Annotated in this window: 21 protein-coding genes; 7 read left to right on the top strand and 14 right to left on the bottom strand. The window is 38.3% G+C overall.

All coding sequences use genetic code 11. From position 1 onward, the window contains the following. Positions 1-102: 102 nt before the first annotated feature. The 8 genes from QPK98_RS10425 to QPK98_RS10390 form a co-directional block, all read right to left on the bottom strand. The gene (locus QPK98_RS10425) at positions 103-2592 is read right to left on the bottom strand and encodes a PIG-L family deacetylase (protein ID WP_310993254.1); all 2490 of its coding nucleotides are present in this window, start codon (positions 2590-2592) and stop codon (positions 103-105) included. Between the two features lie 152 nt (positions 2593-2744). Continuing rightward, entirely contained in the window at positions 2745-3677 is a 933-nt protein-coding gene (locus QPK98_RS10420) for a septum formation inhibitor Maf (RefSeq protein ID WP_310993253.1), read from the bottom strand. A gap of 268 nt (positions 3678-3945) precedes the next feature. Then, positions 3946-4533 carry a Maf family nucleotide pyrophosphatase gene (locus QPK98_RS10415; protein ID WP_310993251.1) on the bottom strand — a complete coding sequence of 196 codons (588 nt, stop codon included), beginning with the start codon at positions 4531-4533 and terminating at the stop codon, positions 3946-3948. Positions 4534-5407: 874 nt separating this feature from the next. Next, a complete protein-coding gene (locus QPK98_RS10410; RefSeq protein ID WP_310993250.1) occupies positions 5408-6088 on the bottom strand; it encodes a VOC family protein in 681 nt (226 codons plus the stop codon). A gap of 115 nt (positions 6089-6203) precedes the next feature. After that, entirely contained in the window at positions 6204-7118 is a 915-nt protein-coding gene (locus QPK98_RS10405; RefSeq protein ID WP_310993249.1) for a geranylgeranylglycerol-phosphate geranylgeranyltransferase, read from the bottom strand. 113 nt (positions 7119-7231) lie between these two features. Continuing rightward, positions 7232-7789, bottom strand: coding sequence for a KdsC family phosphatase (locus tag QPK98_RS10400; RefSeq protein WP_310993248.1), 558 nt, complete (start codon positions 7787-7789; stop codon positions 7232-7234). 82 nt (positions 7790-7871) lie between these two features. Further along, the gene (locus QPK98_RS10395; protein WP_310993246.1) at positions 7872-8621 is read right to left on the bottom strand and encodes a Rossmann-like and DUF2520 domain-containing protein; all 750 of its coding nucleotides are present in this window, start codon (positions 8619-8621) and stop codon (positions 7872-7874) included. A gap of 100 nt (positions 8622-8721) precedes the next feature. Continuing rightward, positions 8722-9309 carry a Crp/Fnr family transcriptional regulator gene (locus QPK98_RS10390; protein ID WP_310993245.1) on the bottom strand — a complete coding sequence of 196 codons (588 nt, stop codon included), beginning with the start codon at positions 9307-9309 and terminating at the stop codon, positions 8722-8724. Between the two features lie 155 nt (positions 9310-9464). Here QPK98_RS10390 and QPK98_RS10385 point away from each other — a divergent pair, with 155 nt between their 5' ends. From QPK98_RS10385 to QPK98_RS10375, 3 genes are all read left to right on the top strand, one after another. Continuing rightward, on the top strand, positions 9465-9752 hold the full coding sequence (locus QPK98_RS10385) for a hypothetical protein (protein ID WP_310993244.1): 288 nt from the start codon (positions 9465-9467) through the stop codon (positions 9750-9752). A 6-nt stretch (positions 9753-9758) separates the two neighbouring features. Then, positions 9759-10154, top strand: coding sequence for a group III truncated hemoglobin (locus tag QPK98_RS10380; protein ID WP_310993243.1), 396 nt, complete (start codon positions 9759-9761; stop codon positions 10152-10154). A 141-nt stretch (positions 10155-10295) separates the two neighbouring features. Continuing rightward, a complete protein-coding gene (locus tag QPK98_RS10375) occupies positions 10296-13490 on the top strand; it encodes a cytochrome c biogenesis protein CcsA (protein WP_310993242.1) in 3195 nt (1064 codons plus the stop codon). Between the two features lie 477 nt (positions 13491-13967). Here the strand turns inward: QPK98_RS10375 and fumC are convergent, their stop codons facing one another. Further along, on the bottom strand, positions 13968-15353 hold the full coding sequence (gene fumC, locus QPK98_RS10370; RefSeq protein ID WP_310993241.1) for a class II fumarate hydratase: 1386 nt from the start codon (positions 15351-15353) through the stop codon (positions 13968-13970). Positions 15354-15592: 239 nt separating this feature from the next. Here fumC and QPK98_RS10365 point away from each other — a divergent pair, with 239 nt between their 5' ends. Continuing rightward, positions 15593-15766 carry a hypothetical protein gene (locus tag QPK98_RS10365; RefSeq protein ID WP_310993240.1) on the top strand — a complete coding sequence of 58 codons (174 nt, stop codon included), beginning with the start codon at positions 15593-15595 and terminating at the stop codon, positions 15764-15766. 76 nt (positions 15767-15842) lie between these two features. On the opposite strand, the gene QPK98_RS10360 is transcribed toward QPK98_RS10365, so the two are convergent. The 5 genes from QPK98_RS10360 to QPK98_RS10340 form a co-directional block, all read right to left on the bottom strand. Further along, positions 15843-18338, bottom strand: a complete 2496-nt coding sequence (locus QPK98_RS10360) for a TonB-dependent receptor (protein WP_310993239.1) — start codon at positions 18336-18338, stop codon at positions 15843-15845. A 121-nt stretch (positions 18339-18459) separates the two neighbouring features. Beyond that, entirely contained in the window at positions 18460-18798 is a 339-nt protein-coding gene (gene arsC, locus QPK98_RS10355) for an arsenate reductase (glutaredoxin) (protein WP_310993238.1), read from the bottom strand. Between the two features lie 80 nt (positions 18799-18878). Then, positions 18879-19358 (bottom strand): hypothetical protein, encoded by a 480-nt coding sequence (locus tag QPK98_RS10350; protein WP_310993237.1) that lies wholly within the window; start codon positions 19356-19358, stop codon positions 18879-18881. Between the two features lie 157 nt (positions 19359-19515). Continuing rightward, positions 19516-19878 (bottom strand): plastocyanin/azurin family copper-binding protein, encoded by a 363-nt coding sequence (locus QPK98_RS10345; RefSeq protein ID WP_310993236.1) that lies wholly within the window; start codon positions 19876-19878, stop codon positions 19516-19518. After that, a complete protein-coding gene (locus QPK98_RS10340) occupies positions 19878-20417 on the bottom strand; it encodes a DUF4142 domain-containing protein (RefSeq protein WP_310993235.1) in 540 nt (179 codons plus the stop codon). The genes QPK98_RS10345 and QPK98_RS10340 overlap by 1 nt, the downstream gene beginning before the upstream one ends. Before the next feature lie 501 nt (positions 20418-20918). On the opposite strand from QPK98_RS10340, the gene QPK98_RS10335 reads away from it, so the two are divergent. The 3 genes from QPK98_RS10335 to QPK98_RS10325 are packed head-to-tail and all read left to right on the top strand — an operon-like array spanning position 20919 to position 25678. Beyond that, complete coding sequence (locus tag QPK98_RS10335; RefSeq protein ID WP_310993234.1) at positions 20919-21674, top strand: hypothetical protein; 756 nt, start codon at positions 20919-20921, stop codon at positions 21672-21674. Positions 21675-21705: 31 nt separating this feature from the next. Next, entirely contained in the window at positions 21706-24465 is a 2760-nt protein-coding gene (locus QPK98_RS10330; RefSeq protein ID WP_310993233.1) for a TonB-dependent receptor, read from the top strand. Between the two features lie 4 nt (positions 24466-24469). Further along, complete coding sequence (locus QPK98_RS10325; protein WP_310993231.1) at positions 24470-25678, top strand: DUF4249 domain-containing protein; 1209 nt, start codon at positions 24470-24472, stop codon at positions 25676-25678. The last annotated feature ends 2 nt before the right edge of the window (positions 25679-25680 follow it).

Raw genomic sequence — 25680 nt, 5'->3', positions numbered from 1 at the left:
GTATTTGTAACGCTCCGTATAAGGTTACCGGTTCAAAATAGTTAAAGGCGGTGTAATTGCACTTTTACAAAGTTACGGGAAGTAATTCAGTAATGTGCAAAATTATTTCCCCACCGAAATCATATTAGCAAAGAGTCTATAGGCACCCGGAACTCCAGCTGGTAGCTCCCGGAAAAAACTCAAGCCGGTATAAATATAATATCCTTTTCCGTATTGGGCAATAAGAAGGGAGCCTTTGGTTTGCGATTCACCCTTGTCATGCATTCCTAAAATTGGGGTAAAATCCTTAGCCCAATCATCAGGAAAATACAGCCCGCGCTCTTGCACCCAGCCTTTAAAGTCTTTTTGGGTAATTTTGTTGGGCGTGTTTAACAAGGGATTTTTTGGTGCCAGTAGCTTAACTTTTGAAAACTCATCGGTTACCCTATCACGAGATAGTTTAAGGGAATACGGTGCAATATTCTTTGTTACCAATGCATGGCTGGTATTGTATTGAGCGATTAAAGTACCACCGTTTTCAACGTATTTATTGAGTATGGGTTGCACAAATTCCAGTTGTGGTACGGTATTGTACGCGCGAATACCCACAACGATAGCATCGTATTTCTTCAAGTTTTGTTCTGAAATAGCTTCAGGATCAATCCATGTTACCGAGTAACCAATTTGCTTTAAACTCTCAGGAATGGCATCTCCCGCCCCGTTTATATAGCCTATGTTTTCGCCTTTTTTCTCAATATCAATCTTTACAATTTTGGCTTCCGAAGGTAAGAGCACACTTTTATAGGGAATATGAGCATAATCTATGCTAACTAACTCCTTGTCAAAAATCTTTCCTTCGGCATTTATACGTGTTTTTAAATAGCCCTCACTTTGGTTTTTCGGTGGGGTTACGGTAAAGGTGTACGTTTGCGTCTGTCCTTTTCGGTCAAGATCAAATAACTGTTTTGTGGGCTCCACTTTCCAGCCTTCTGGGTGTTGCAGGCTCACACTTCCCGAAATATCCGCTTTCCCCGCCTTAACCACTACCGAAACATTCTTGGCAGCATCGTTTGCAAATATTAAAACCTTTTCAGGTATGGCGGCCGTAACTTCAGGAAGTACTTCTAACGGTCTGTACACCTCACCTTTTACGGGGTCGTTAAACTTATAAATAATATCTTTTGTAATGGAAATTGTTTGGGTTCCAATTTGAAGCTCAAACTGCAATTGCTCCAAACTTGGGGTTTCTGGTAAACCAATAAGTTGCTCTGGCGCTGCATACATACCTACACTGCCCTTTTTATTTAACCAATACGGTGCAGAGTACATGGGGGTGTGGTTTCCAGAATTCACAGTGATTTCAATGGTTTTGGCATCGTTAAAAGAAAGCGTTTCAGACTGGTTCCATAAAGTCTTACCCGTGGTGGTTTTTATGGAATTTAAAACAACCGCTCCATTTCCACGGTTAATGGCTTCAATGTTTACTTTAAAGTTTTCTTTGGGGTTGATTGTGTTTTCTTCGGAAGCAGCTTCAATAAAAATTCCACCACAGTCCAAAATAAGCTGTTTTAATTGCTTTAGTTTAATCTCACGCCAATGAAGGTCTTTTAAATTTGAAACCAAAGAATATGCTTTTAGCAACTGCGGAAGCATTTCTGAAGGATTTTTAAAGTTGAAATCGCTTTCCAATTTATTGAGGATAGCACCAATTTTGGCTCCACCTTCAAGCCTAGACCAAGAAGTGTTTATTCCTTCAAAAAGATTGTTGTTTTGGGGTTTAGAGCCCTTTAAAATTTCAAGATATTCTTTTTCACTTCCTCGTGAGCCCGTGCTTCCAAAACCTTGCGATTTGTGCATGCTTCTACTCAATGAAGCTATTTCGCCATTGGAAAGCCCAAGTGCGGGAAAATAACGCCCGGTTTCAACCGAAACGAGCTTGCTTTTGTCTGCGCTATCAAATTTCTCTTTACTGCCATAAAACCACCAAGAGGTGTTAAAAAATAAGCGCTGCGGATTCCAAGTGCCGTATTCCGTAGCAGATTTTGGAAATTTTGACGCATCGCCAACCAAGTTAAAAGCCGCTACGCTCAACATGGCTGAGGCCGTATGGTGCCCATGTGTACTCCCCGGACTTCTATGATCAAAGCGGTTTACGATTATATCGGGTTTAAATTTTCGAATCGTTTTTACCACGTCGCTCATTACTTCATCTTTTGTCCAAAAGTCAAAGGTTTCAGTTGGGTTTTTACTGTACCCAAAATCATTGGCTCGAGTAAAAAATTGTTGACCACCGTCGGTTTTTCTCGCTTGCAGCAATTCTTGGGTTCTAATAACTCCTAAAAGTTCACGTAATTGGGGGCCAATCAAGTTTTGTCCGCCATCGCCTCTGGTTAGGGACAGATAGGCCGTATTTGCGTGTACGTCATTCACTAAATACGAAATAAGCCGCGTGTTTTCATCGTCTGGATGAGCCGCAATATACAATGCCGACCCAACAAAATTTAGTTTTTGTAGGGAGTGGTAAATTTCAGAAGCAGTTGGTTTTAATGGAGTTTGTGCGGTCGCAACTATTGTGAAAAGTAAAAATAGAAGGCTTGAAAATATATTTTTCATAAAGATTTTTAGAGCTTATTTATTCTGAAACTTTCAAAGATACTTAATTGTAAAAAAATAATCGTGAGGAAGATGGTGGTTATTTTAATTCTATTAAGCAATGGCGTTGTGTTTACCTTCTGTTATAAAATCTACCATCTCGTTTTTTGTACTTATTTCAGACCCAACGAATCGCGAAGATGCGTAAACTCATTTCGGTTTTGGTTCCAATAGTCGGTTCGTATTCTTTTTAATTTTGTGGCAATGGTCTGCAATTGTACCGTGTCATTCTGGGCTGTTGCCTGAATGGATTCCCATTTTTCAATTTCGTGTGGAAACGAAGTGTTAAAATACAAATTTAGCTTACGCGGTATGTCTTCGTAATGCAAAGTGTAAACGGAAATAGAGTCGTCCCGTTTTAAGCTGGCAATAGCATTGTACTGCTTTATTTCCTTATGCTGCAATCTTAAATATTCAAGAGAAGGAATAATTTTCAGGTCGCCGGTGGGCAATTCATCGGGGTTAATTCTTATTAAATTCCAAAGTTCACTTTCAAGCCAAGATTTTTTTAAGGAAACTTGTTGATCGGCTTCCCCTTCAAAATAAGAATGCGATTTAACCTGAAAACCACCCCGATTATTCAGTTGCATATAGGTTTGCCCACACCATTCCTGAACGCTGGTACTCAGTTTTAGCGCATGGTTTGTATGGGTAATAGGGCTAAACACACTATTCATTATAGAGTAGGGGTAAATGCCAGTGTTGAAGTTTTTTGTTTGGTTTAATTTTAATACTGAAATGTTTTTTTCTGAATTGGAGTTGGTTTTAACTTGTTTCTCCGGAAGGAAATTCTCGGTAACAAAAATAGTGACAGCGGTTCCCGTTCGCAGTTCACCATAACGTTCTTGTTGTAAGTTATAGGAAGTTATTTCGGCTTTACCAGAATACCAATAGTCTTTAAACACAGTAGAAATATTTCTAGGGTCTGCGTTCTTTATTTCTTTTTTCTTCTGAAGTGGTTGTTGCCTATTTTTTTCCTCAGAAGAATTACAAGCTGAAAGAAGCGTGATTAAACTAAGATAGAAAAGAAGTTTATAGGAAGCCATTGTGCAAAGACATTTTACGTAAAAATACTAGTCGTGTCCGACTAAGACCTAAGACCGCTGCGCTTAAAGATATAAGACGTAAGACTTGCTTTTTAATAGATTGAAAACTAGATGAAATTGATTAAACATACTTTTTAATCGATAAATTTTGATCTTAAGTATAATAGCATGCTGTCATTAAATAAAAATATTCTAATGACCTATTATCTTTGACCCAACTAATTTTCTCACTCTTTTAATCGGACACTAATGTAAAAATACCAAAAAATTAATCAGCAGCAATCTCAGATAATGTTTTGTAAACAAGACGGGTTGGCAGGCCCATTACGTTAAAATAACAGCCCTCTATTTTTTCTACGCCAATATAACCAATCCACTCTTGAATACCGTAGCTTCCCGCCTTATCAAAAGGCTTGTAGGTATTTATGTAATGCGTTATTTCTTCTTCAGAAAGAGCCTTAAACCAAACTTTGGTACGGTCATGAACGGTTTTTTGAAAATATTTAGATGTAAAACAAACCGAAGTAATTACCTCATGCATCTTCCCACTTAAATTTTCAAGCATCTGTTTAGCCTCTTTAAAGTCTGCTGCCTTTTCCATTGCTTTTCCATCGTTCCAAACTATGGTGTCGCTAGTAATGAGTAGGTCGTTTTCCTTTAGGTTTTTAAATGCGGCGGCTTTTAACTTTGAAAGGTAGTCTGTTATTTCGGCAGCTTTTAAACTCGGGTCATAAATCTCTTCAACAGATTTTACCTGAATGTTAAAGTCTAGATTTAGTTTATTAAAAAAATCCTGCCTTCTTGGCGATCCGGAAGCGAGGATTATATTGTAGTCTTTTAGTTTTTCGTTTAGCATGTTTTTTTTTAGGTTTTGTATATGTCTCGCTGTGTTGGTAGCGTCTTTATTTTTTAACTGTTATGGGCAAAACTATTTTTTCATGAACATAGTTGTTGCCCTTCAATCTTTGCGGTAAATATTCTCAAATACTAGTCAATAAGCCCTCTGTACATTCTGTGCCTTTGTGGTTCCCCCATCCAGCTACATCCAGTCAGAAATTCCTCTGCGCACGCTGTGCCTTTGTGGTTTCCCCATCCAGCTACATCCAGTCAAAAATACCTCTGTGCACGCTGTGCCCCTGTGGTTTCCCCATCCAGCTACATCCAGTCAAAAATTCCTCTGTGCACTCTGTGCCTCTGTGGTTAACCCACTCAGCTGCACTCCAGTCAAAAATTCCTCTGTGCACTCTGTGCCCCTGTGGTTTCCCCATCCAGCTACATCCAGTCAAAAATTCCTCGGTGTACTCTGTGCCTTTGTGGTTTCCCCATCCAGTTACATCCAGTCAAAAATTCCTCGGTGTACTCTGTGCCTTTGTGGTTTCCCCATCCAGCTACATCCAGTCAAAAATTCCTCTGTGCACTCTGTGCCCCTGTGGTTTCCCCATCCAGTTACATCCAGTCAAAAATTCCTCTGTGCACTCTGTGCCTCTGTGGTTAACCCATCCAGCTACATCCAGTCAAAAATTCCTCTGTGTACTCTGTGACTTTGTGGTTTCCCCATCCAGCTACATCCAGTCAAAAATTTCTCTGTGCACTCTGTGCCTTTGTGGTTTCCCCATCCAGCTACATCCAGTCAAAAATTCCTCTGTGCACTCTGTGCCCCTGTGGTTAACCCATCCAGCTACATCCAGTCAAAAATTCCTCTGTGTACTCTGTGCCTCTGTGGTTAACCCTTACACACCGTTTCCATCCTCCAAAGAAACCGATTCACTTTTAAACTCCACGGTCTTATGAACTCCATCCAATTCAATTTCAGCGGTAAAGTCTGCTGCAAAGGCAGTGTCGTTGGTTGGAAACCAATTCTTCTCATTAATATCAATCAAAATAAAAAGCCCAGTTTCAGAGCCCAACGCCGAAAACACTTTTTTTCCGCCACCAAATTTAGCAACGCCCACTTTTGAAGTAAGAAAATCATATTTTTCTTTAAAATCTTTAGTAGCCAGTCCTATTTCGGAGACTTCCAATATATCATTGGCAGTAAACGGCTTTGAATTTCTCGTGGCTAGGTTTTTTCGAGCAATAAACTCCACAATGTTATTATCGGCGTCGTAAAAATAAATAGATTCCGCATTCCAAGCGGGAAAATCTACAACATTATAATCGCCGTCCTTTTGTATTTTTACGCGTTCCTGCAACCACGCCAAAGCTTCACTTACTTTGTTTGGTGAAATATTAAAGGCAAAATGATAGGGTTTAAAGTTGGATTTCTTTATAAATCTAAGGATTGTGTTTCCGGCATTAAAAGAAATTTCCGCTTCTGTTGAGCGGTTTATTTCTAAACCTAGGGTATCGCCATAAAATTTCTTTTGGGCGTCAATTTGTGATGTATAAAGGTTTAATTTCTTGATTTTCATTGGGAAAACATTTTTTGATGATGTTATTCTTTATAAAAAACCCTCAATTTTTGTTGTAGTTTTGTTGGGAATTACACCAATAGAAACTTCAAAGCTATTAAGCAGTAATAACGATTTACTTCAAAATTACAAATTGATATAACGCAAGGGCGCAAATTCCGAAAAACATTATAATTTTTAAAAGCCGAGAAAGAAAGGCGTAGTCTTTGGGGCGTTTGGCATCCCAGGCTTTTATACAGAAATAGAGTAGGGGAGCAACCAGAGCAAGTAGAAAATACAGCATTAATAATTGGACGTTATACAGGTTTTCATACATATAAAGTACAAGTCCCAAAACGGCAAGAATCGCTAAGATAAACACAAGGTTCACCGTTCTTTTTCTACCTAAAACAATGGGTAAAGTGTTCATTTCGCCTTTTTTATCGCCATTAATATCTTCTAAATCCTTGACTATTTCGCGAATCAGGTTTATGTAAAACGCGAAGAGTGCATAGTTTAAAACAATCTTAAAACCTACGGTCTGGGAAGCTTGGTTCTCTGGAGTAATTGCGGGCAAAAGTTCAAAAATAGGAACAATAAGCAAGCTCATTGCCACTAAAATGGAAACAACCAGATTCCCGACCAGAAAAACACTTTTTAGGTAGGAAGCATACAAATAAAGCAAAGCAGAAATTATAATAAATAAAGCTGCAAAGCCTGGTTTTTGGATACTATTTGATAGATAAAACCCAACCCCGACGCCAATCACGTTCAAAATAATGTACAATCGATTGGCAAAGGTTTCTGAAATTTTATTCCCAATCAGCACTTTTTTGGGCTTGTTGACCTTGTCAATTGCCACATCATAAACATCATTGATAACATTTCCTGCCGCGGCAATACATAAACTGGCTAGAATGAGCAATGCAAAATCTAATGCGTTTAAGCTAGTATCCACATTGAATGCCGGAAATAGTGCGTATTTAATTAAAACCTGAACCAAGGCAATAAACAGCAGGTTTTGGTAGCGGATGAGGTTTAAAAAATTCAAGTTTTAGGGTTCAAGGTTTGGAGTTAAAATTTTGAAGAAACTACATAAATTAAAAGCTATTTAGAGTAAAATAAGGCTTTTTTCAGCGGCTCTTACTTCAGGAATTAGAAGCACTAATCATATTTTGCACTAACTTTTTCGGTCGTCATCCACTTTTCCTGTACTTTCAGTACTTGTTCAATTACTTCACGAACGCAGCCTTTGCCCCCTTTTTTATGCGATACATATTTTGAAATAGCCTTGATTTCCGGAACGGCATCTTGCGGACATGTGGGTAGGCCAACTTCTTGCATAATTTTATAATCTGGCAGATCATCGCCCATATATAAGGTGTTCTCGGGTTTTATGTTGTTTTTTGACAGGTAGTCTTCCAAGATCTTAGTTTTATTATCGGCACCTAAAAATACGTCTTTAATGCCCAAGTTTTGAAGTCGCAAACGAACGCCGTTGTTAGATCCACCCGAAATAATACAGATGTTAAACCCTTGGTCAATAGCAGTTTTAAGGCCATAGCCGTCTTTTACGTTCATGGTTCGGAACATTTCACCATTGGTGTTAACCTGGATGTTACCGTCAGTAAGTACGCCGTCCACGTCAAAAATAAATGTGGAAATGTGTTTAAGATATTCTTTATAGCTTTTTTCCTCAGAGGAATTGTTTTTAGTTTGCATTGGTTTTTTGTTTTAGAAATAAGCTATGGTTTTAGCTTACTTAATTTACTTTTAAATTATTCGAGTTCTTGAAGTGTGGTTTTTATTCTTCTTTTAATGCTTCGGTAAACATTGTGTAGAATTTTACGTGTTTCGGGTTGTTCAACAAGCCTAAATGTTTTTCAATAGTTTTAATATCTTTTCGTTTTGCTGGGCCTGTTTGGGCTTCTTTTGGCGAAAGCGTTTCTATTTTTAAAGCGGTTTCCGCAATTAAAGGCTTTAGCAAATTAAAAGATAAATCGTCTTCTTTTAGAATTTCGCTACCCATACGGTATAGGTAATTGGTAAAATTATTTACAAAAACGGCAGCAAGGTGCAATTTCGCCCTTTCTTCGGAAGAAATTTCGGTAACATGTTTTGAAATCTGCGTAGCCAATTTCTGCAATAGGTTTAAATCGGCTTTGTTTTCGGCTTCAAGACAAATGGGGATAGCTGTAAAATCTACCTCCCGTTGTTTTGAAAAACTTTGTAACGGATAAAAAACTCCACGTCGGTTTTTGTTTGAAAGTGCGTCTATAGAAACCCCACCAGAGGTGTGAACAACCAAGCGATCGTTAAAAGCTAAGCGCTCTGAAAAATTTGAAATGGCATCATCTGGAATACCGATAATATAAACATCTGCTTTTACAACTTCAGAAATTTCAGTAGTAAAGGGAATGGTTGCATCAGGCGAGCTTATATTGATAGCACTTCGGTTATACACCTGTTTTATTTTCATGTTATTACTACCTGAAAATGCTTTAAATAAATGACTGTTTACATTTCCGAAACCTAATAGAACAACTGATATCATGGTACAAAGTTAGAAGTAAGCGTGATAATTATCAAAAGTAGCTAGAATAATGAAAAAAGAATCAAAAAAGGAATAAAGAAATTTTGTGGCGTCTGGAGTCTTACCGAAACACCTTCCTATTAATTATTTTTAACTCCCCATCCTGTTCCAATTGTTTTATTGCTCTAATCACGGTTTCAACACGCTGCCCAGTTAAATCGGCTATTTGCTGTCGGGTCAATTCTACTTGAAAAAGATCTGCGGATCCGTATTTTTTCTTTAGAAAGTCAATTAAGGCCAAAATTCGGTGCTCGGGCGGATGTACTGAAATTTCCTTTAAAATAGTGGCTTTATAATAGAGTCTTTTGGCAAGAGCCTTGGTGAACTTTAAATTAACCTCTGGGTTTTGGGTTAGTAATTTATAAAGATTTGTTTTTGATAACTTATAAAGTTCTGTAGGTTTTACGGTTGCTGCCGAAGCTGGATATTTAAAGTCCCCAAGTATTGGTGGCTCGCCAAAACTTTCGCCATCATAAAAAAGACCTTGCACAAATTCCTTTCCTTGGTTGTTGAGATTGTACATTTTAACGCCGCCCGTTTTAATCTGAAAATAAAAATCTGCCCGTTGCCCTTCCGTAATAATAAACTCTGCAGCATCCATCTTTTCAATGCTGGCACCAAAGTTTAATAACAATTTTTCTGGAATCATCTGTTTATGATTTGCCTCATAAAATAAGGCCTGTTGTTGTTTGTAAATTTACACTATTAAATCAACATGTTAATAAGCAAAAGTCCACTGTTGTTAGAAATGCTTTTAAAGCTGCGCATTGAGGCTTGCGTTTATTGCGCTAAAAAATATATAAAATGAAATCACTATCCTTAAAATCATTACAACAAGAGTTTGAACACGATTACTATATGTACGTGCCGCTAACCATTATTTTAAACAGTTGCATTGGCTCTGTTGCCGCTATGACGGTCTTGGCACAAGGTACCTCATTACTTTCAGGTATTGAACTGACCATTTGTGTCTCGCTTTGTATGGGGTATAACGCTGCATTATTGGCTGGCTCGAACAGAAAGCTTGCGTTTTGGCTATTGATTGTGAGCCTGATAGCCAACTTACTCTTAATTTTAATAACTTTGTTGTAAAAAATTATGAGCAAACAAATTGAGACCCGCGAAGATGTTTCTTTGCTGGTCCATACCTTCTACGGAAAAGTGCGCAAGGACGAACTTCTTGGGCCTATTTTTAATGGAATTATCACCGATTGGCCTACTCATTTGGAGCTTTTGACCGATTTTTGGGAGACCAACCTGCTTTACAAGCGTAAATACTTCGGAAACCCAATGCACGCACACATTGAGGTAGATAATAAAGTTGACAATACCATTAATGAACTTCACTTTGGCACATGGATTAACCTATGGCTGGAAACGGTCGATGAACTTTTTGATGGCGAAGTAGCGCAAATAGCCAAGAATCGCTCCAGAAATATGGGAACTTTTATCCACCTTAATATTTTCAACGCTAGAACTGAAAATGCCAAGTAAAAAAATAAACTGGTTAAATATTTAGGACGGGATTGAAACTAAAACGAAACAATAACGCTTTGCTTTAGATTGCTAAGTCCTTCGTTTTTTTAATAGATTAAATGGCTGCAATTATGTATTTTTGCGGCAAAATTCCTTGTAATGCAAAAAAAGATTGCTTCCATTCTTTTCTCTACCCGTTTAACCGCTGTTTTGTTCCTTGTTTTTGCCGTCGCAATGGCTGCAGGAACATTTCTTGATGCTTCTTCAGAAACACCGCCAACCCCTTACACACGTGAGTTGATTTACAATGCATGGTGGTTTGAATTGATCATGTTATTATTTATGATCAACTTCTTAGGGAATATTTTCCGGTATAACCTCCACAAACGTAAAATGTGGGCCTCTTTAATGCTGCACCTTGCCTTTATTTTAGTGATTTTTGGCGCTTTTGTAACGCGTTATATTGGCTTTGAGGGAGTCATGCATATTCGTGAAGGGCAGACCGAAAACTCCATTCTTTCTGAAGACACCTATTTAGATGTGTTTATTGACGGTGATTATATGATTGATGGCGTGGCACAACGCCGAAGGGTTAAGCCGAAAAAACTTCGCCTTTCTGAAAGATTGAACAATAATTTCACCATTAATACAGACTATAACGGCCAGCCCGTTACCATCAAATACAAAAACTTTATTAAAGGTGCCAAGGAAGGACTTACAAAAACAGAAAATGGCGACGAATACCTAAAAATTGTTGAGTCTGGTGATGGTGAACGCCATGATCATTGGGTGAAAGTAGGGGAGGTCTCCAATATTCACAATATACTTTTCGCCATAAATAAACCTACCGAAGGCGCAATTAATATTACCCACACCGAAGATGGAGAATATACCATTTCTAGCCCTTTTGAAGGAAGCTATATGCGTATGGCAGACCAAGCGGAAGGCGAAGTGGTAGCTGATAGCATTCAACCTTTCCAATTGCGCTCACTATATACAATGGCCGGAACCGCTTTTGTTGTTCCCGAACCCATTACAACTGGTGAGTTTGGCGTGGTAAAAGCTGAAGCTGGCGAACCCGCCAATCAAGACGCCCTAATTGTTGAGGTTTCTTCTAAAGATGAAACAAAAACTGTTGCGCTGCTAGGTGGAAAAGGCTCGGCACCAAGCCCGAAGGAAACCCAGATTGGAGGACTAAAAGTTTATATGTCTTACGGCTCTGAAAGTATTGACCTACCATTTAGTATTACTTTAAACAAATTTATTGCCGATAAATATCCGGGAACCGAAACAGGATATTCCTCATTTAAAAGTAAAGTGACCGTTATTAATGAAGACAAAACCCATTTTGATGCTGATATATTTATGAATAATGTTTTAGACCATGAAGGTTATCGTTTTTTCCAATCTGGTTTTGATCCAGATGAAGGTGGAACCATTCTCTCGGTAAACCACGACTGGTGGGGAACATGGATTACCTACATTGGTTATTTCTTCCTCTATTTAGGAATGATGGCAATTTTAGTGAGTAAACACAGCCGTTTTGGTAAGTTGGAAGTTATGTTGAGCCGTATTAAAAAGAAGAAGCGAAACATGCTGAGTATCCTAGTATTATTATTGTCTTTTTCCGGTATGGCTCAGGTAGCTCAAGAACCTGCCCATTCAAGTGCGCCAAAACAGCAAATAGATTCCCTTATACAAGCAAATGCGGTTAGTAAGGAGCACGCCGACAAATTTGGGCACTTAATTATTCAGGACAATGGGCGAATGAAGCCCATAAACACTTTTGCGAGTGAGCTCTTACGAAAAATTAGCAGAAGCGACCATTACGAAGGTTTGGATGCCAATCAGGTGTTTATTTCAATGACGGAGTTTCCAAGGCTTTGGGTTGAAGTTCCAATAATTGCCCTAAAACGCGGGAACGATAGTATTAGACACGTTGCCGATGTGCCTGAAGGACAAAAGGATATTGCGCTGTTAGATCTTTTTGATTCAAAAGGAAGCTACAAGTTAGAGCCTTATTTGGCAGCGGCTACACGAACCAACACTCCCAACCAGTTTCAAAAAGACTTTATTAGAGCCCACGAAAACTTTTCGTTGTTAAATTCAGCATTAAGCGGGTCTATTCTGAAGATATTTCCAATCCCGGGCGATGAAGGTAACAAGTGGGTGTCTTACCCTGAACTAGGCGAAGCAAACCTAAAGGGAATGGATTCCCTTTATGCTAAAAATATTCTACCGCTTTATTTTGACAGCTTGAAAAAAGCACGTGAAACCGGTGATTATGCGCCAGCTAATGAGCTTTTGGAGAGTATTACCAATTTTCAAAAGAAATATGGAAAGGAGGTAATGCCTTCTGAAAATAAGCTAAGGGCAGAAACTATCTATAACAAGGCCGATATTTTTAATAGACTTTATAAGTATTTTGCAGTTTTCGGAATCTTAATGATGGTCTTTATTATTGCACAGCTTTTTAAAGATCGGAAAATACTGCGGGGATTAATTACAGCTTCAAAAATAATCATGTGGACTTTATTTGCGGTAATGACCCTTGGGTTGGCACTTAGATGGTATGTTAGTGGTCACGCCCCGTGGAGTGATGCTTATGAGTCGGTTATTTATGTGGGCTGGGCAACGATTTTCTTCGGACTGTCATTTGGTAGAAAGAGTGATTTAACCATTGCTTCTACAGCCTTTGCTGGGGCTATAATTTTGTGGGTGGCGCATGAAAACTGGTTAGATCCGTCTATTGCGAACCTACAACCTGTGTTGGACAGTTATTGGCTTATGATTCACGTTGCCGTAATTGTTATGAGCTATGGGCCGTTTACGCTGGGAGCAATCTTGGCAGCAACGTCTTTATTCCTTATGATTTTTACCACAAAGAAGAATTTTAAAACTATGGAAATCAGCATTAGTGAGCTAACTGTAGTTACCGAAATGGCGCTTACCGTAGGTTTGGTACTATTGACCATAGGAAACTTTTTGGGCGGCCAATGGGCCAACGAGAGCTGGGGGCGTTATTGGGGCTGGGACCCGAAGGAAACTTGGGCACTTATTAGCATTATGGTGTATGCCTTTGTGATACATGCAAGACTAGTACCTGGCTTACGCGGACGATGGACGTTTAATGTTTTCGCACTTTTTGCTTATGCTTCAATTATGATGACTTATTTTGGGGTAAACTTTTACTTAAGTGGCCTTCATTCATATGCCAGCGGAGATGCGCCTGCTACACCAACTTTTGTATGGTGGATTACGCTGATTGGTGTAATTTTAAGTACTGTGGCTTACTTTAGATACAAGAAGTATTACGGCAAGAAAAAGAAGAAACCTAAAAAACTAAAGTCATAAAAAAATAGCCACGAATTGACGAATAACATAAACATTCGTGAATTCGTGGTCTTTGATTTTTTGATTAGTTGAATTTTAAAAAGTTGAACTTCATTCGATTTTTAAGTATAGGCAGCTAAGCTTTTTCTTGAATTATGCCTCTGTTTCATTTCAGCTGTATTTGAGCTTATTACTATTAAATCCCTTATGGGCTGTTCGATTCCTATGGTATTAAATTGCTATGGAATACTCCGAAGGAGTTCAATTTTAATAAGCCTACACAAACACAGTGTAGTGTATGAATGCCATTATCGTGTAAGAACCCCAAGCGGGTTCAATCATAAAATGTAATCAGTATAGCTTCTTAGTCCCAAAACTGGAAAAAGCAAAAAACTAAAGTCATAAAAAATAGCCACGAATTGACGAATAGTAAACAACTAATATTCGTGAATCCGTGGCTTTAAAACTCTGACTTGGCAATCTACAATCGTAAATTACCTACACCATATCTTCTGGTTTAACCCATGCATCAAACTCTTCAGCAGTGGTATAGCCTAAGTTTACAGCTTCTTCTCTTAGAGTGGTTCCATTTTTATGCGCTGTATTAGCTATTTCGGCAGCTTTATAATATCCTATCTTTGTATTTAAAGCAGTTACTAGCATTAAGCTGTTGTTTAGTTGCTTCTTAATAACATCGTGGTTGGGTTCAATTCCCTGCGCGCAATTTACATCAAAAGAAACACAAGCATCACCAAGTAATTCTGCAGATTCAAGGAAGTTAGCTGCCATTACAGGTTTAAACACATTGAGTTCAAACTGGCCTTGCATGCCACCAACGGCAATTGCCATATCATTTCCTATTACTTGCGAGCTTACCATTGTTAGTGCTTCACATTGTGTAGGGTTCACTTTTCCTGGCATAATAGAAGAACCTGGTTCATTGGCAGGGATGTTTATTTCGCCAATACCACTTCTGGGGCCACTGGCTAGCATTCGTACATCGTTTGCAATTTTGTTGAGGGCTACGGCTATTTGCTTTAAAGCTCCGTGACTCTCTACAATAGCATCGTGAGCGGCAAGGGCCTCAAACTTATTTTTTGCGGTTATAAAAGGCAAACCGGTAAATTCTGCAATGTACCCTGCAACTTTTACGTCGTAACCTTTTGGGGTGTTTAGTCCAGTACCTACTGCTGTACCGCCTAAAGCGAGTTCTGCTAAATGTGGAAGCGTATTTTTTAAGGCTTTAAGGCCGTGTTCTAGTTGTGCGGCGTAACCACCAAATTCCTGACCAAGGGTTAGGGGCGTGGCGTCCATAAAGTGTGTACGGCCAATTTTTACAACGTCTTTAAAATCATTTGCTTTTTTAGCGAGAGTTTTTTGAAGTTGCTCAACACCGGGAATAGTAGTTTCAATAATCTTTTTGTAGGCAGCAATGTGCATTCCCGTTGGAAACGTATCGTTTGACGACTGCGATTTATTTACATCGTCATTGGGCTGGAGTGTTTTTTCGCCTTCGCCTATGGTTTTTCCTGCTAATTGGTGTGCACGATTGGCGACCACTTCATTTACATTCATATTGCTTTGAGTACCGCTTCCTGTTTGCCAGATTACCAGCGGAAACTGATCGTCGTGTTTTCCTTCTAAAATCTCGTCGCATACTTTCGCAATCAAATCTCTTTTTTCTTCTGGAAGAACCCCTAATTCACAATTGGTATAGGCAGCTGCCTTTTTTAAATAAGCAAAACCATAGATTATTTCCAAAGGCATAGAAGCCTTGGGGCCTATTTTAAAATTCTCAAAAGAACGCTCTGTTTGTGCGCCCCAAAGTTTATCGGCTGGTACTTTTACCTCGCCCATGGTGTCTTTCTCTATTCTATACTGCATTGTGAAAAGGATTTATAATGAGTTAATTAAATGTCTTTCTGTGTAACTACACGAATAATGCGGAGTTAAAAATGATACACCTTTACCGAAGTTTTGGTGCACCATGCAAAGATAGCGAAATCACGAAAGTTGGTCAACCCGCGGCCTTGTTTATTTCTTGTGAATAAATAGAATCAATTTCTTGCGGTTTTTGAAAAATAACACTTATCTTTGACCTTTTAACATTAATAAATACACACATGTTTAGTTTTGAGCAATATTTAGGGTTTATCGCAGTAATGGGAGTTGTAACCATTGGCTTTTGGTTAATGATATTTTTAATGGGTATCCTTCCTTATTGGATCGGTGGATCGCTTTATGAAAACTACAAACTAAAACGTGAAGAAAAGAAAAAGAAAGAGTTGAAGTCCTAACTTCAATCTTAATTATATCATATTAAAAAAGGGAGCTAATTTAGCTCCCTTTTTAATTTTATAGACTTAGGTTTTTCTATCCCTCAAAGCCTTGTTCTTCACCGCCGCCATTATTTCCTGAACGTTGACGCTGTTGTTTTTTCTGGTTAAATCTGTAGGTGAATGATACACTTACTTGACGACCTCGCCATTGAAATTCACTTTCGGTACTAAAAGTATCGGTTTGGGTAATGCTGTTTCTTTTACGCGTATTAAACAGGTCGCTAACATTAAGCCCCAGCGTACCGTTATCGTTTATTATATCCTTGCTCAGCGCCATACTAACTGAAAACATTGGGTCTGTTTCAGATTGAGAAGTACTGCGTGGCCCATAATAAAATCCATTGGTTTGCCATTGAATCTTGGCAGGGAGCTTTACCTTTCCGCTAAACCTTGCGAAATAACTCGTGCTTTTTGTGCCATAATCTACATTGTTGTAAAAGCCTTCTGTCTTAAATTGGAAATAGTTAAAACTTCCATTTAGCATAAGCCATTTGTAAGGATTGTAAAGTAAGCCTAGCTCAAACCCATAACGATCATTGGTTGAAAGGTTGATGGGTATAGACCTAATAACAGGAATTCCGTTTCTGGTCTGCTCTCCGGTTTCTTCCCGTACGCGTTCAAAAGCATCGGTTTCGTGCTGGTAGTAGATGGAAGTGGTTAAGGTAAGTTTTTTCCAACGTTTTAAATATCCTAGATCAAATGCATTGGCATACGCCGGATTTAAATCGGGATTTCCCTGAAATACATTTGCTTCACTAGAACGCGAAGGAAATGGATTTACGTACCAACTTCTTGGTCTATTGATACGGCGGTTGTAGCCTAAAGTTATATTTTCACGATCTCCCAATTCATACGTAAGATTGACAGTAGGAAAAAGACCTGTGTAATTTTTATTGAAATTTAAGTTGAATGGAATATTTTCAGAAACATTTTCTGCATCCAATTTTCCTTTAAGTTGGGTATGCTCTAAGCGTAAACCTAGCAGAAACGAGAATTTTCCAAGCTTATTTCCGTACTGGGTATAGATGGCGTTAACATTTTTGTTGTAGGTAAAAATGTTTGAAAGGCTATCATTGTGCTCAAAGTTTCCAGAGGTCCCCATTTCATTTTTCAGGGTGTAATCGGTTATGTTCTCGTCAAAATTTCCTCTATATCCCGCTTCAAACTGGGCATTTTCTCCGATGGGTAAAACATAATCAGCCTGGATCAGGTATTCTTTTTCGTTTTCTATGGTAACAATATCTTCAGACGGTAAAACCTCTAACTCTGGGAAGGTCTTTCTGTCTTCAATTATACCATGTTCCGTTTCCTTGCTTCGGTCGTATTGCAGGTCTGCAGTTAATTTATGGCCGCTATCGTTAAACTTGTTTTCGTAGTTTAAGGCGAATTGATAATTGGTGTCTTCTTCAAACTCCGTTTCTACCCGTTTTGTGTTTTCAATTAAATTGTTGTCCTTAAAATTGTCTGTTATGTTAGTAGTAACGTCTTCATCATCGCCCAATCTTAAAAAACCACTTGCGGTAATTGATGAACTTTCAGTAAGGTAATATTCAATGCCCAAGTTGGTGTTGAAGTTTTTTCTAAGCCTGTCATAGCTTCTATCTTCGGTTACACGATCAAATTCGGGTGTGTAGGTAGCAGGGTTGCCATCTTCATCTATATAATTACGTTCAAAATAGTTATTGTTAAAAAAAGCATTCCCCGGCACTTTGCGGTAGCTTATTCCCGTAGTATTAAATATATTGAATTTGTCGGTACGAAGGTTTATATTTCCTGAAACACTACTGCTTGTTGGTATTCCCAAGTTGGTGCTTATGGAGCCATTTAGGCCTAGTGTTTTTTCTTTTTTAAGAATGATGTTCAGGATTCCTGCGGTTCCTTCGGCATCATAACGGGCGGAAGGCGAAGTAATAACCTCTACACGCTCAATAGCTTCTGCAGGGATTTGTCTTAGCGCTTCAGTAGAACCAAAACCGGCAATTGCTGAAGGTTTCCCATTAATTAATATTTTTACGTTGTCATTTCCGCGTAGGGCAATGGCCCCATCAACATCTACTGTTACCGAAGGTACATTACTCAAGGCATCGCTTACGGTTGCGCCACCAGCGGTAAGGTCTTTCCCTATGTTGTATATTTTTTTATCTAGCCGCACTTGTACCTCGGTAGTTTCGGCACGCACCACTACTTCGTCTAAACCTGCTGCATCTAAAGCTAATTTTATGGTAGGTAGCGTCGTGTTTTTTCTGAGGTTCTGATTGGGAACTTCTTTAGATTTATACGAAATAAACTCATATTTAACCGTGTAAAGCCCTGCGGGTACATTAATTTTATACTTTCCTTCTAGGTCGGATATTCCACCTGTGACGGTTTTTCCTTGCTGGTCTATAAAAGATACCGTGGCATACTCTAGCGGATAGTCCGTGCCTTCTTCAAGGATAGTTCCTTTTATGGTAACTTGTTTTTGTTCAGAACTTTGTGCAAACAAGCTTGCCGTTGCAAATAACAATAGGAGGGAGAATGTAAACTTCATTTAACTTTTAGTCAATTTGACCAGCGAATGTAGTCTTGGTTTAATTGAGAACTGCTAATTTCCTGTTAAATTAAAGGGCTCGACCTAAAGTCATTTGTTAATCTTTAAGGCAAAATAGTTTTTAGAGCTCAAGCACATTCTCTGGTGGCCGTCCTACAACTGCGTGGGTTCCTTTTATAGCGATGGGACGCTCTATTAATTTGGGGTTTTCGAGCATAGCGGTTATAATGGCTGCGTCTGAAAGGTCTTTGCCTTTGTATTGTTCTTTCCAAACTTTTTCCTGCGTGCGTACCAATTCAATGGGTTTCATTTGTAGTAACTCGAGTACTTGTTTTAGCTCTTGCTCGGTAGGTGGATTCTCAAGGTATTTTACTATTTCAACAGTTTCCCCTTCGTCTTCTAAGAGTTTAAGTGCTTGGCGCGATTTACTGCAACGTGGGTTGTGGTATAAAGTTGTCATTTGTATGCTTTGATTTATTATTTGTAATACGTGAATTTAGTTTGTCTATTAATTTCAATCGCTCATCAAACTGTCAGCTGTTATATTTCTGGCAGTTCCTCGAGTTCCATATTGTAATCGTATTGTAGGTCTTCGTGCAAACTTGCTACTTTTTTCTGTATATACCCAATTTGCCGGTTATATAGGTTTGTGAGCGCAGTATTATTTGCTATATCTGGCTCAAAATCATAAAGTTTATGGCAAAAATAGAGTAGGAGTTCTACCTCTGTTTCTTTATTTTGGGAATAACGGATAAACTTCTTTACTTCTCTCAGAATTTTCCGAACGCTTTTTTTAATAAAGTAAAAGGTTTTGGTATTGATGGTTTCAAAGTCTGCATCAATTTTATCTTTGATGCTCGCTATAAAAGCTGCTTCATTGGCAGATTCAAATAATAAATAAGTCAGCAGTTCTTTGTTTTCCTTTTTAAATTTTGATAACCGAAGACATATCTCTAACAATTCCTGTGTAGATCGGTGGTTCAACTCTGTTTTAATTTCCTTTAAACTGGCTGCTTTCATACTTCAATTTGCAGTAAAGGTACAGTGCTTTTTTCAAATTAAAAACTTATGTGAACTACGATGCTTTTCTATTTTATACAGAAAACCCACTGTCATAAAGGTCAACCAAACCAAAACAACAGTGGAATTTTCCATACTAAATAAAAAAAGTGGAGTTTTACTTATTGGAAACGACAACCGAACCTTTCATTACTACGTGAATACTACAGAAATAGTCGAAATTCTGCTTAATTACCTTTGAAAAAGTGTCACCTTGTTTGAGTGGCCCTGAGGTCCATTTTTTATCTTTTTCAGTAACATCGTGCGGTACAAAATCTTTGTTTACCCACTTTACGATATCTCCTTTTTTTACCGAAATTGTTTCTGGATCAAACTTCATTTGATGGATGGTAACAATATGGGTAGTGGGTTTTTGCGAATTGGTATCTGTATTTTTAAATCCAGCTGAAAGAAAAAATATAGAGGCCAATCCCATGCTTATAATCGCTAAGATTAGAGCCGATTTTTGGGCCGTTTTCATTATTTTAAAATTTTACTTTGGGCCATCTCTGCATGTCCTAAATGCGTTTCCAAAATAGGGAGTGCCGTTTCCAGCAATGCTTTTAACTCGGCATTTTGCGCTTGGGGAATCAACACAGATTTTACTGCGCCAATTACTGCCTTATGGTATGCCACTTCATTGTTTATATATGTCTCATCAAAAGCTTTTCCTTCGGCTGCTTTTAGCTTTTTGGTAGTTGCCTCGGCTTGTTGGTTTAAAGATTGACTTACGGCATTATCTTCGGGGGTAACCCCAAGTTTGGTAACCAGTGCTACGGCTTGGTCTATAATTGCACTATGATCGGCAATCATGGTGTTCGCAAATTCACGCACCGCTGGATTCTTAGAGCTTTTTATTGCAAGATTGGCGTAATCTATGTCTATTTGATTGGCAACAACGGCCACACTGGCAATTTCGGCATCGTTTAATGATGGGGTTTCTTGTGCGAACCCAATTGCACCTATAAATAAAGCAATAACTTGTACAGTGAGGTTTTTGAAAAATTTACTAGTTTTCATAATATTTTGTTTTTATGGTTTAACCTATTGTTTTATATAGGTTTGATGCCAATGACCTTGGCAGGTTACAAAAAAGAAGTGATTTTTTATCCCTTGCTCATAAAAGTGGTGAAATAAGCTAATAAGGTTCACATGCGCGCGGTTGTACTGATTTTACTGAGGTAATAAGGTTGATAGGGTTATAATTATATTGTTTTTACTAAGCTAATACGGCTAAGGGTGGTGCGGTTAAAACCTATTTACTTCAGTGATTAAAAACATAAAAAGATAAATCTTATTACCTTAGTAACTAAAGAAACGTACGCTGGCGAAAACCTTATTACATTCATAAACAAGGCGTCTAGTAAGGGGAATAGCCAAAACATGAATACGGTTAGATACACCGATAGATGGTAGTTTCCTTTTTAAACGCTGAAAATCAATGCTGTGTGTTGCTTAGAAGAACAATGGAATGCCTTTAACTGAAAAAAAATATCTCTAGGTAAAGAATTTGTCTGTATTTTGATTAATTTTAATCGAAATTTTGATATCGGAATTACATTGAAAAACCTAAACTTTGCTTTTATTCTTCTGCTTGCTACGGTAAGCTTCCTACATGCGCAACCCAACTTAAACAACCAAATATTCAAAACCTATGATGCCTTGGTTGGCACCGACAATACCGGTCTTTTCAATGGAACGGAATTCACAGACCTATATCTAAATACCGATGGAACCTATAGGTATTTACAGGGGTTTGACTATTCAAAAGGGACCGTTACCTATAACGGACAGTACTACGTAAACGTCTCGTTAAAATATGACCTGTTGGAAGATGCGCTTATCGCCCGTTCTGAAGATAACCTAAGCATTTTCAATATAAAACTTATTCCAAATTTCGTTGCATCGTTTTCAATTCATAACCGCGATTTCATTCTACTTACCAATACCAATCTGGGGCTTTCGGGCAATGGTTTTTTTGAGGAAGCTTATCTCGGTACGAACCTGAAACTCTATATAAAACACGCTAAGAAAATGAAGGATAGGGCAAAAGAAGGGGGCGTAGAGTATCGGTTTAAGAACAACAATTCATACATCGTGAAAATAGGGGGAAAATATACGCTTGTAAACTCAAAAAGAGACCTGCGTAAATTGATTCCTGAAAAAGAAGGGCAGATACGTGAATTTTATAAAACCTACCGGGCCTTATATAAAACCAACCGAGAACTATTTATGATCAACCTTATTAAATACTTGGATGCCCCCAAACAATCTTAAAACACAACTAACCTAGAAGTCAATTCCTTTTATGAGAAACAGCATTTTAATAATTGCATTTTTATTTTTCAGTCTTGGAGTTTTTGCACAAAATAACGACAATATTTCGGTCAGTTTTGAACATACGCCATTAAAAGAGGCGGTTTTACAAGTGGAAGTCCTTTCTGAAAAAAAGTTTTATTTTGATGAAAACTGGTTAAAAGGATATTTTGTTACGGAGGCTTTTCAAAGCGTGTCCTTATACGAAGTATTAAAAACAATGTTTCAAAACACGAATATTAATTTCGTCTTTAAAGATGGACAAGTAATTCTTCTGAATAATACCTACGTCTATAGCAATTTGCCTCTAGGGTATTTTAATCAAGAAAAACACGATGACAAATTAGGCGAAGAAATTAACAATGCGCCCATTTTTCAAGAGGAATATGTTGCCCAAACCAGCGTTCAGCATAGAAAGCTAAAGACTATAGGCAAGCAGCGCCCAAATTCTGCAAATAAAACCTATGTACTTTCAGGCGTATTTAAAAACACAAAAACGGGTGAGCCTCTGCCCAATCTTTCAATTTCTACTGTAGATAGAAATAAATATGCAGTAACCGATTCAGATGGGCGCTACAGTATTCGTCTTCCTTATGGATTGAATAAACTAGAGACCAATTTATTGGGGTTTGAAAAAATTAGGCAAGACGTTATTATGTACGGTGATGGCACATTGAATGTGGAGCTGCACGAAAACACCCAATCGCTTGAGGAAGTAGTGGTAAAATCTAAAAAAGACGCTAACGTTCGCGATGCGGTTGTAGGGGTTACCAATATAGATATTCAAGGGGTGAAAACAATTCCGCTGGTGCTTGGTGAACGTGATATTTTAAAAGTTGCCACTACAATGCCGGGTATAAAAACAGCCGGAGAAGGTTCCAGTGGGTTTAACGTTCGTGGTGGTAGAGCAGATCAAAACCTTATTTTATTAGACGATGCAGTACTTTATAATCCGTCGCATTTTTTAGGGTTCTTTTCAGCGGTCAATCCTTTTACTACAGGAAGTTTAGAGATTTATAAAGCCAGTATTCCCGCAGAATATGGCGGAAGGCTTTCCTCGGTTTTTGATATTGAAACCAAATCTGGCGATATGGAAAAGTTTAAGGGAGAAGGCTCTATTGGCCCTATTACAGCAAACCTTGCCGTTGAAGTGCCGGTGGTAAAGGAAAAGGCTTCGTTGATTGCTGGTTTTCGCGCTACCTATTCCGATTGGATTTTAAGAAGTCTGGACGAAGAGGAACTGAAAAATAGCGAAGCTTCGTTTTATGACGGAATTGTAAAATACAAACACAATATTGACAATAACAATGCTATTCAGGGAACCGTTTATTTCAGTAAAGATCGGTTTAGTATAACCTCAGATTCTATTTTCGATTACCAAAACCGATTGATTTCCTTAAACTACGCGCATACGTTTAGTGAAAAGAGTAGGGCAGAGCTTGTTTTGGTCAATTCACAATATAAATACGGAGTAAATTATGAAGCCGATGCCAATCAGGATTTCGACTTTGGTTATGAACTCAACGAATATCAGGCAAAACTAAATTTTCATTATAAACTCGGTAAAAAACACAAGCTTAGTTATGGCCTTAGCAGTAAGTTATATGCCATAGATCCTGGAAATATAGCCCCTATTGGAGAAAACTCTGATGTTTTGGCCAAAACCGTTGATCGTGAAAAAGGACTTGAATCTGCCGTATATTTGGCCGACTTGTTCGAAATTAACGACAAGCTTCTTTTGGATGTAGGTTTGCGGTATTCCTTTTATGCCGCAATGGGCCCCGCAACCCAAAATGTATATGCAGAAGGCGTTCCTAAGTCTGAGTCGTCTTTAATAGATGTAAAGGAATACAGCAACAATGAGTTTATAAAAACCTACGGCGGCCCAGAATATCGTGTTTCTGCCCGTTATTTATTGGGAAGTGACTTTTCGGTAAAAGCCGGTTTTAACAGAACTATTCAGTATTTACACCTGCTTTCAACCAATACCACACAATCGCCAACAGATATCTGGAAACTGTCCGATTTAAACATTGCGCCCCAACGTGCCAACCAATATAGCTTGGGATTCTTTAAAAACCTCCCCGGAAAAGATATAGAATTAAGCGTGGAAGGCTATTATAAAACCATGACCGACCTACTAGACTATAAAGTAGGTGCCGAGCTCATTTTAAACGATAATCTTGAAACCGAACTGCTACAAGGCGAAGGAAAAGCCTATGGCGTAGAATTTCTGGTGAAGAAAAACTCAGGACGATTTAATGGGTATATAGGCTACAGCTACTCCCGCTCAAAGGTAAAGCTTGCCAGTGAATTGCTTCAGGAACAGGTAAATAATGGTGCCTTTTTTCCTGCTAATTACGACAAGCCGCATGATTTTTCGGTAGTGGCAAATTATAAACTCACCAAGCGGTTTAGTTTTTCAGGTAACTTTACGTACCAAACAGGACGCCCAATTACCTACCCAATTGGCCGCTATGTTTTTGCTGGCGAAGAACAAGTGCTGTACAGCGACCGAAATCAGTTTCGCGTTCCCGATTACTTTAGGTTAGATCTGGGGGTGAATATTGAAGGAAACCATAAGTTGAAAAAGTTTGCACATAGCTTTATCAATATTTCAGTTTACAATGTACTGGGAAGAAATAACCCGTATTCCGTATTTTTTGTGAATGACGCCGGAGAAATTAAGGCTTATAAAACTTCAATTTTTTCTGTGCCCGTACCCACAATAACCTATAACTTTAAATTTTAGGAGCATGAAGACAAAAATAGGATATCCGTTTTTATTGTTATTCCTTCTTTTTCTTTGGAACTGTACAGAACCTTATGAAATTGAAACGGTGGATTATGAAAGTGTCTTGGTTGTAGAAAGTACTATTACCAATGAAATGAAAAAACAAGTGGTGAGGCTGAGTAGAACCTCAACCCTAGAAAACTCTGAAGTGTTAATAGAAAGCGATGCAAATGTCAATGTGATGACTAGTGATGGACAAAACTATCACTTCTATTTTGACAGTGAATTGGGTTATTATATTTCGAGCCAAGCATTCAGTGCTGAACCAGGCATTTTTTACACCTTAAAGATAAACACAGCAGATGGCAAGAATTATACTTCTTCTGCAGTTAATCTCCCTCCCGTTGTGGAAATGGGCGAAATATACGCCGAACGCGTCTCAGACCCCAACCAAAAGAAGGACGGAGTTCAGGTATTGGTCAATACCACTGATCCTACGGGAAATTCGAAATATTTTAGATATGAATATGAAGAAACCTATAAAATAATAGCGCCCAATCCTACCCAGTATTATAGCGAAATTGTTAATTACGACCCTATGGAAGGAACGTATCAGGTAATTCTTACACCTCGTGAACCGGAAGAAATTTGTTATTCTACTGAGTTTTCTACAGGAATCACCCAAGCTTCAACCACCGAATTTAATGAAAATAGAGTGTTTCGTTTTCCAGTTCGGTATTTGTCAAAAAATGACCCTAAAATTAGAACGCGCTACAGTCTTTTAGTAAAACAATACGTGCAAAGTGTTGAGGCGTTTACGTTTTATAAAATTATTAAAGACCTAGGAAGTATTCAAAGCCTACTTTCACAAGGGCAACCGGGCTATGTTGTTGGAAATTTATCTGCTGAAGCTGACCCAGAAGAAAGGGTTTTGGGGTTTTTTGAAGCTTCTTCAGTAAGCTCGAAAAGAATTTATTTTAATTATGAAGATTTCGGGCTTTCTAAACCTCCATATTTTGTGGACTGCGAAGTGCTCCTACTAGATTATTATGACAATACCGTTCTAGATAATGACCAGAATGAACGAGAAGCACTGTATTCTTATTTAAAATATTCTTCCTATCAGGTACTCTCTGGTAATTCGCGCTTAATCTATAGAATCGTTCAGCCAGAATGCAGCGTTTGCACTTACTTTTCATCTAATATAAGACCCGATTTTTGGGAAGATTAATT

Source organism: Aequorivita marina (assembly GCF_031631895.2).
In the GTDB taxonomy this organism is placed as follows: domain Bacteria; phylum Bacteroidota; class Bacteroidia; order Flavobacteriales; family Flavobacteriaceae; genus Aequorivita; species Aequorivita marina.
Note: the sequence above shows the minus strand (reverse complement) of the source record. Positions and strands in the feature narration are given on the sequence as shown.

What these genes read in the sequence shown, in the direction of transcription:
- QPK98_RS10425 (WP_310993254.1), bottom strand. Translation starts at nt 2,592, where the DNA reads ATGAAAAATATATTTTCAAGCCTTCTATTTTTACTTTTCACAATAGTT.
- QPK98_RS10420 (WP_310993253.1), bottom strand. Translation starts at nt 3,677, where the DNA reads ATGGCTTCCTATAAACTTCTTTTCTATCTTAGTTTAATCACGCTTCTT.
- QPK98_RS10415 (WP_310993251.1), bottom strand. Translation starts at nt 4,533, where the DNA reads ATGCTAAACGAAAAACTAAAAGACTACAATATAATCCTCGCTTCCGGA.
- QPK98_RS10410 (WP_310993250.1), bottom strand. Translation starts at nt 6,088, where the DNA reads ATGAAAATCAAGAAATTAAACCTTTATACATCACAAATTGACGCCCAA.
- QPK98_RS10400 (WP_310993248.1), bottom strand. Translation starts at nt 7,789, where the DNA reads ATGCAAACTAAAAACAATTCCTCTGAGGAAAAAAGCTATAAAGAATAT.
- QPK98_RS10395 (WP_310993246.1), bottom strand. Translation starts at nt 8,621, where the DNA reads ATGATATCAGTTGTTCTATTAGGTTTCGGAAATGTAAACAGTCATTTA.
- QPK98_RS10390 (WP_310993245.1), bottom strand. Translation starts at nt 9,309, where the DNA reads ATGATTCCAGAAAAATTGTTATTAAACTTTGGTGCCAGCATTGAAAAG.
- QPK98_RS10385 (WP_310993244.1), top strand. Translation starts at nt 9,465, where the DNA reads ATGAAATCACTATCCTTAAAATCATTACAACAAGAGTTTGAACACGAT.
- QPK98_RS10380 (WP_310993243.1), top strand. Translation starts at nt 9,759, where the DNA reads ATGAGCAAACAAATTGAGACCCGCGAAGATGTTTCTTTGCTGGTCCAT.
- QPK98_RS10375 (WP_310993242.1), top strand. Translation starts at nt 10,296, where the DNA reads ATGCAAAAAAAGATTGCTTCCATTCTTTTCTCTACCCGTTTAACCGCT.
- fumC (WP_310993241.1), bottom strand. Translation starts at nt 15,353, where the DNA reads ATGCAGTATAGAATAGAGAAAGACACCATGGGCGAGGTAAAAGTACCA.
- QPK98_RS10365 (WP_310993240.1), top strand. Translation starts at nt 15,593, where the DNA reads ATGTTTAGTTTTGAGCAATATTTAGGGTTTATCGCAGTAATGGGAGTT.
- QPK98_RS10360 (WP_310993239.1), bottom strand. Translation starts at nt 18,338, where the DNA reads ATGAAGTTTACATTCTCCCTCCTATTGTTATTTGCAACGGCAAGCTTG.
- arsC (WP_310993238.1), bottom strand. Translation starts at nt 18,798, where the DNA reads ATGACAACTTTATACCACAACCCACGTTGCAGTAAATCGCGCCAAGCA.
- QPK98_RS10350 (WP_310993237.1), bottom strand. Translation starts at nt 19,358, where the DNA reads ATGAAAGCAGCCAGTTTAAAGGAAATTAAAACAGAGTTGAACCACCGA.
- QPK98_RS10345 (WP_310993236.1), bottom strand. Translation starts at nt 19,878, where the DNA reads ATGAAAACGGCCCAAAAATCGGCTCTAATCTTAGCGATTATAAGCATG.
- QPK98_RS10340 (WP_310993235.1), bottom strand. Translation starts at nt 20,417, where the DNA reads ATGAAAACTAGTAAATTTTTCAAAAACCTCACTGTACAAGTTATTGCT.
- QPK98_RS10330 (WP_310993233.1), top strand. Translation starts at nt 21,706, where the DNA reads ATGAGAAACAGCATTTTAATAATTGCATTTTTATTTTTCAGTCTTGGA.
- QPK98_RS10325 (WP_310993231.1), top strand. Translation starts at nt 24,470, where the DNA reads ATGAAGACAAAAATAGGATATCCGTTTTTATTGTTATTCCTTCTTTTT.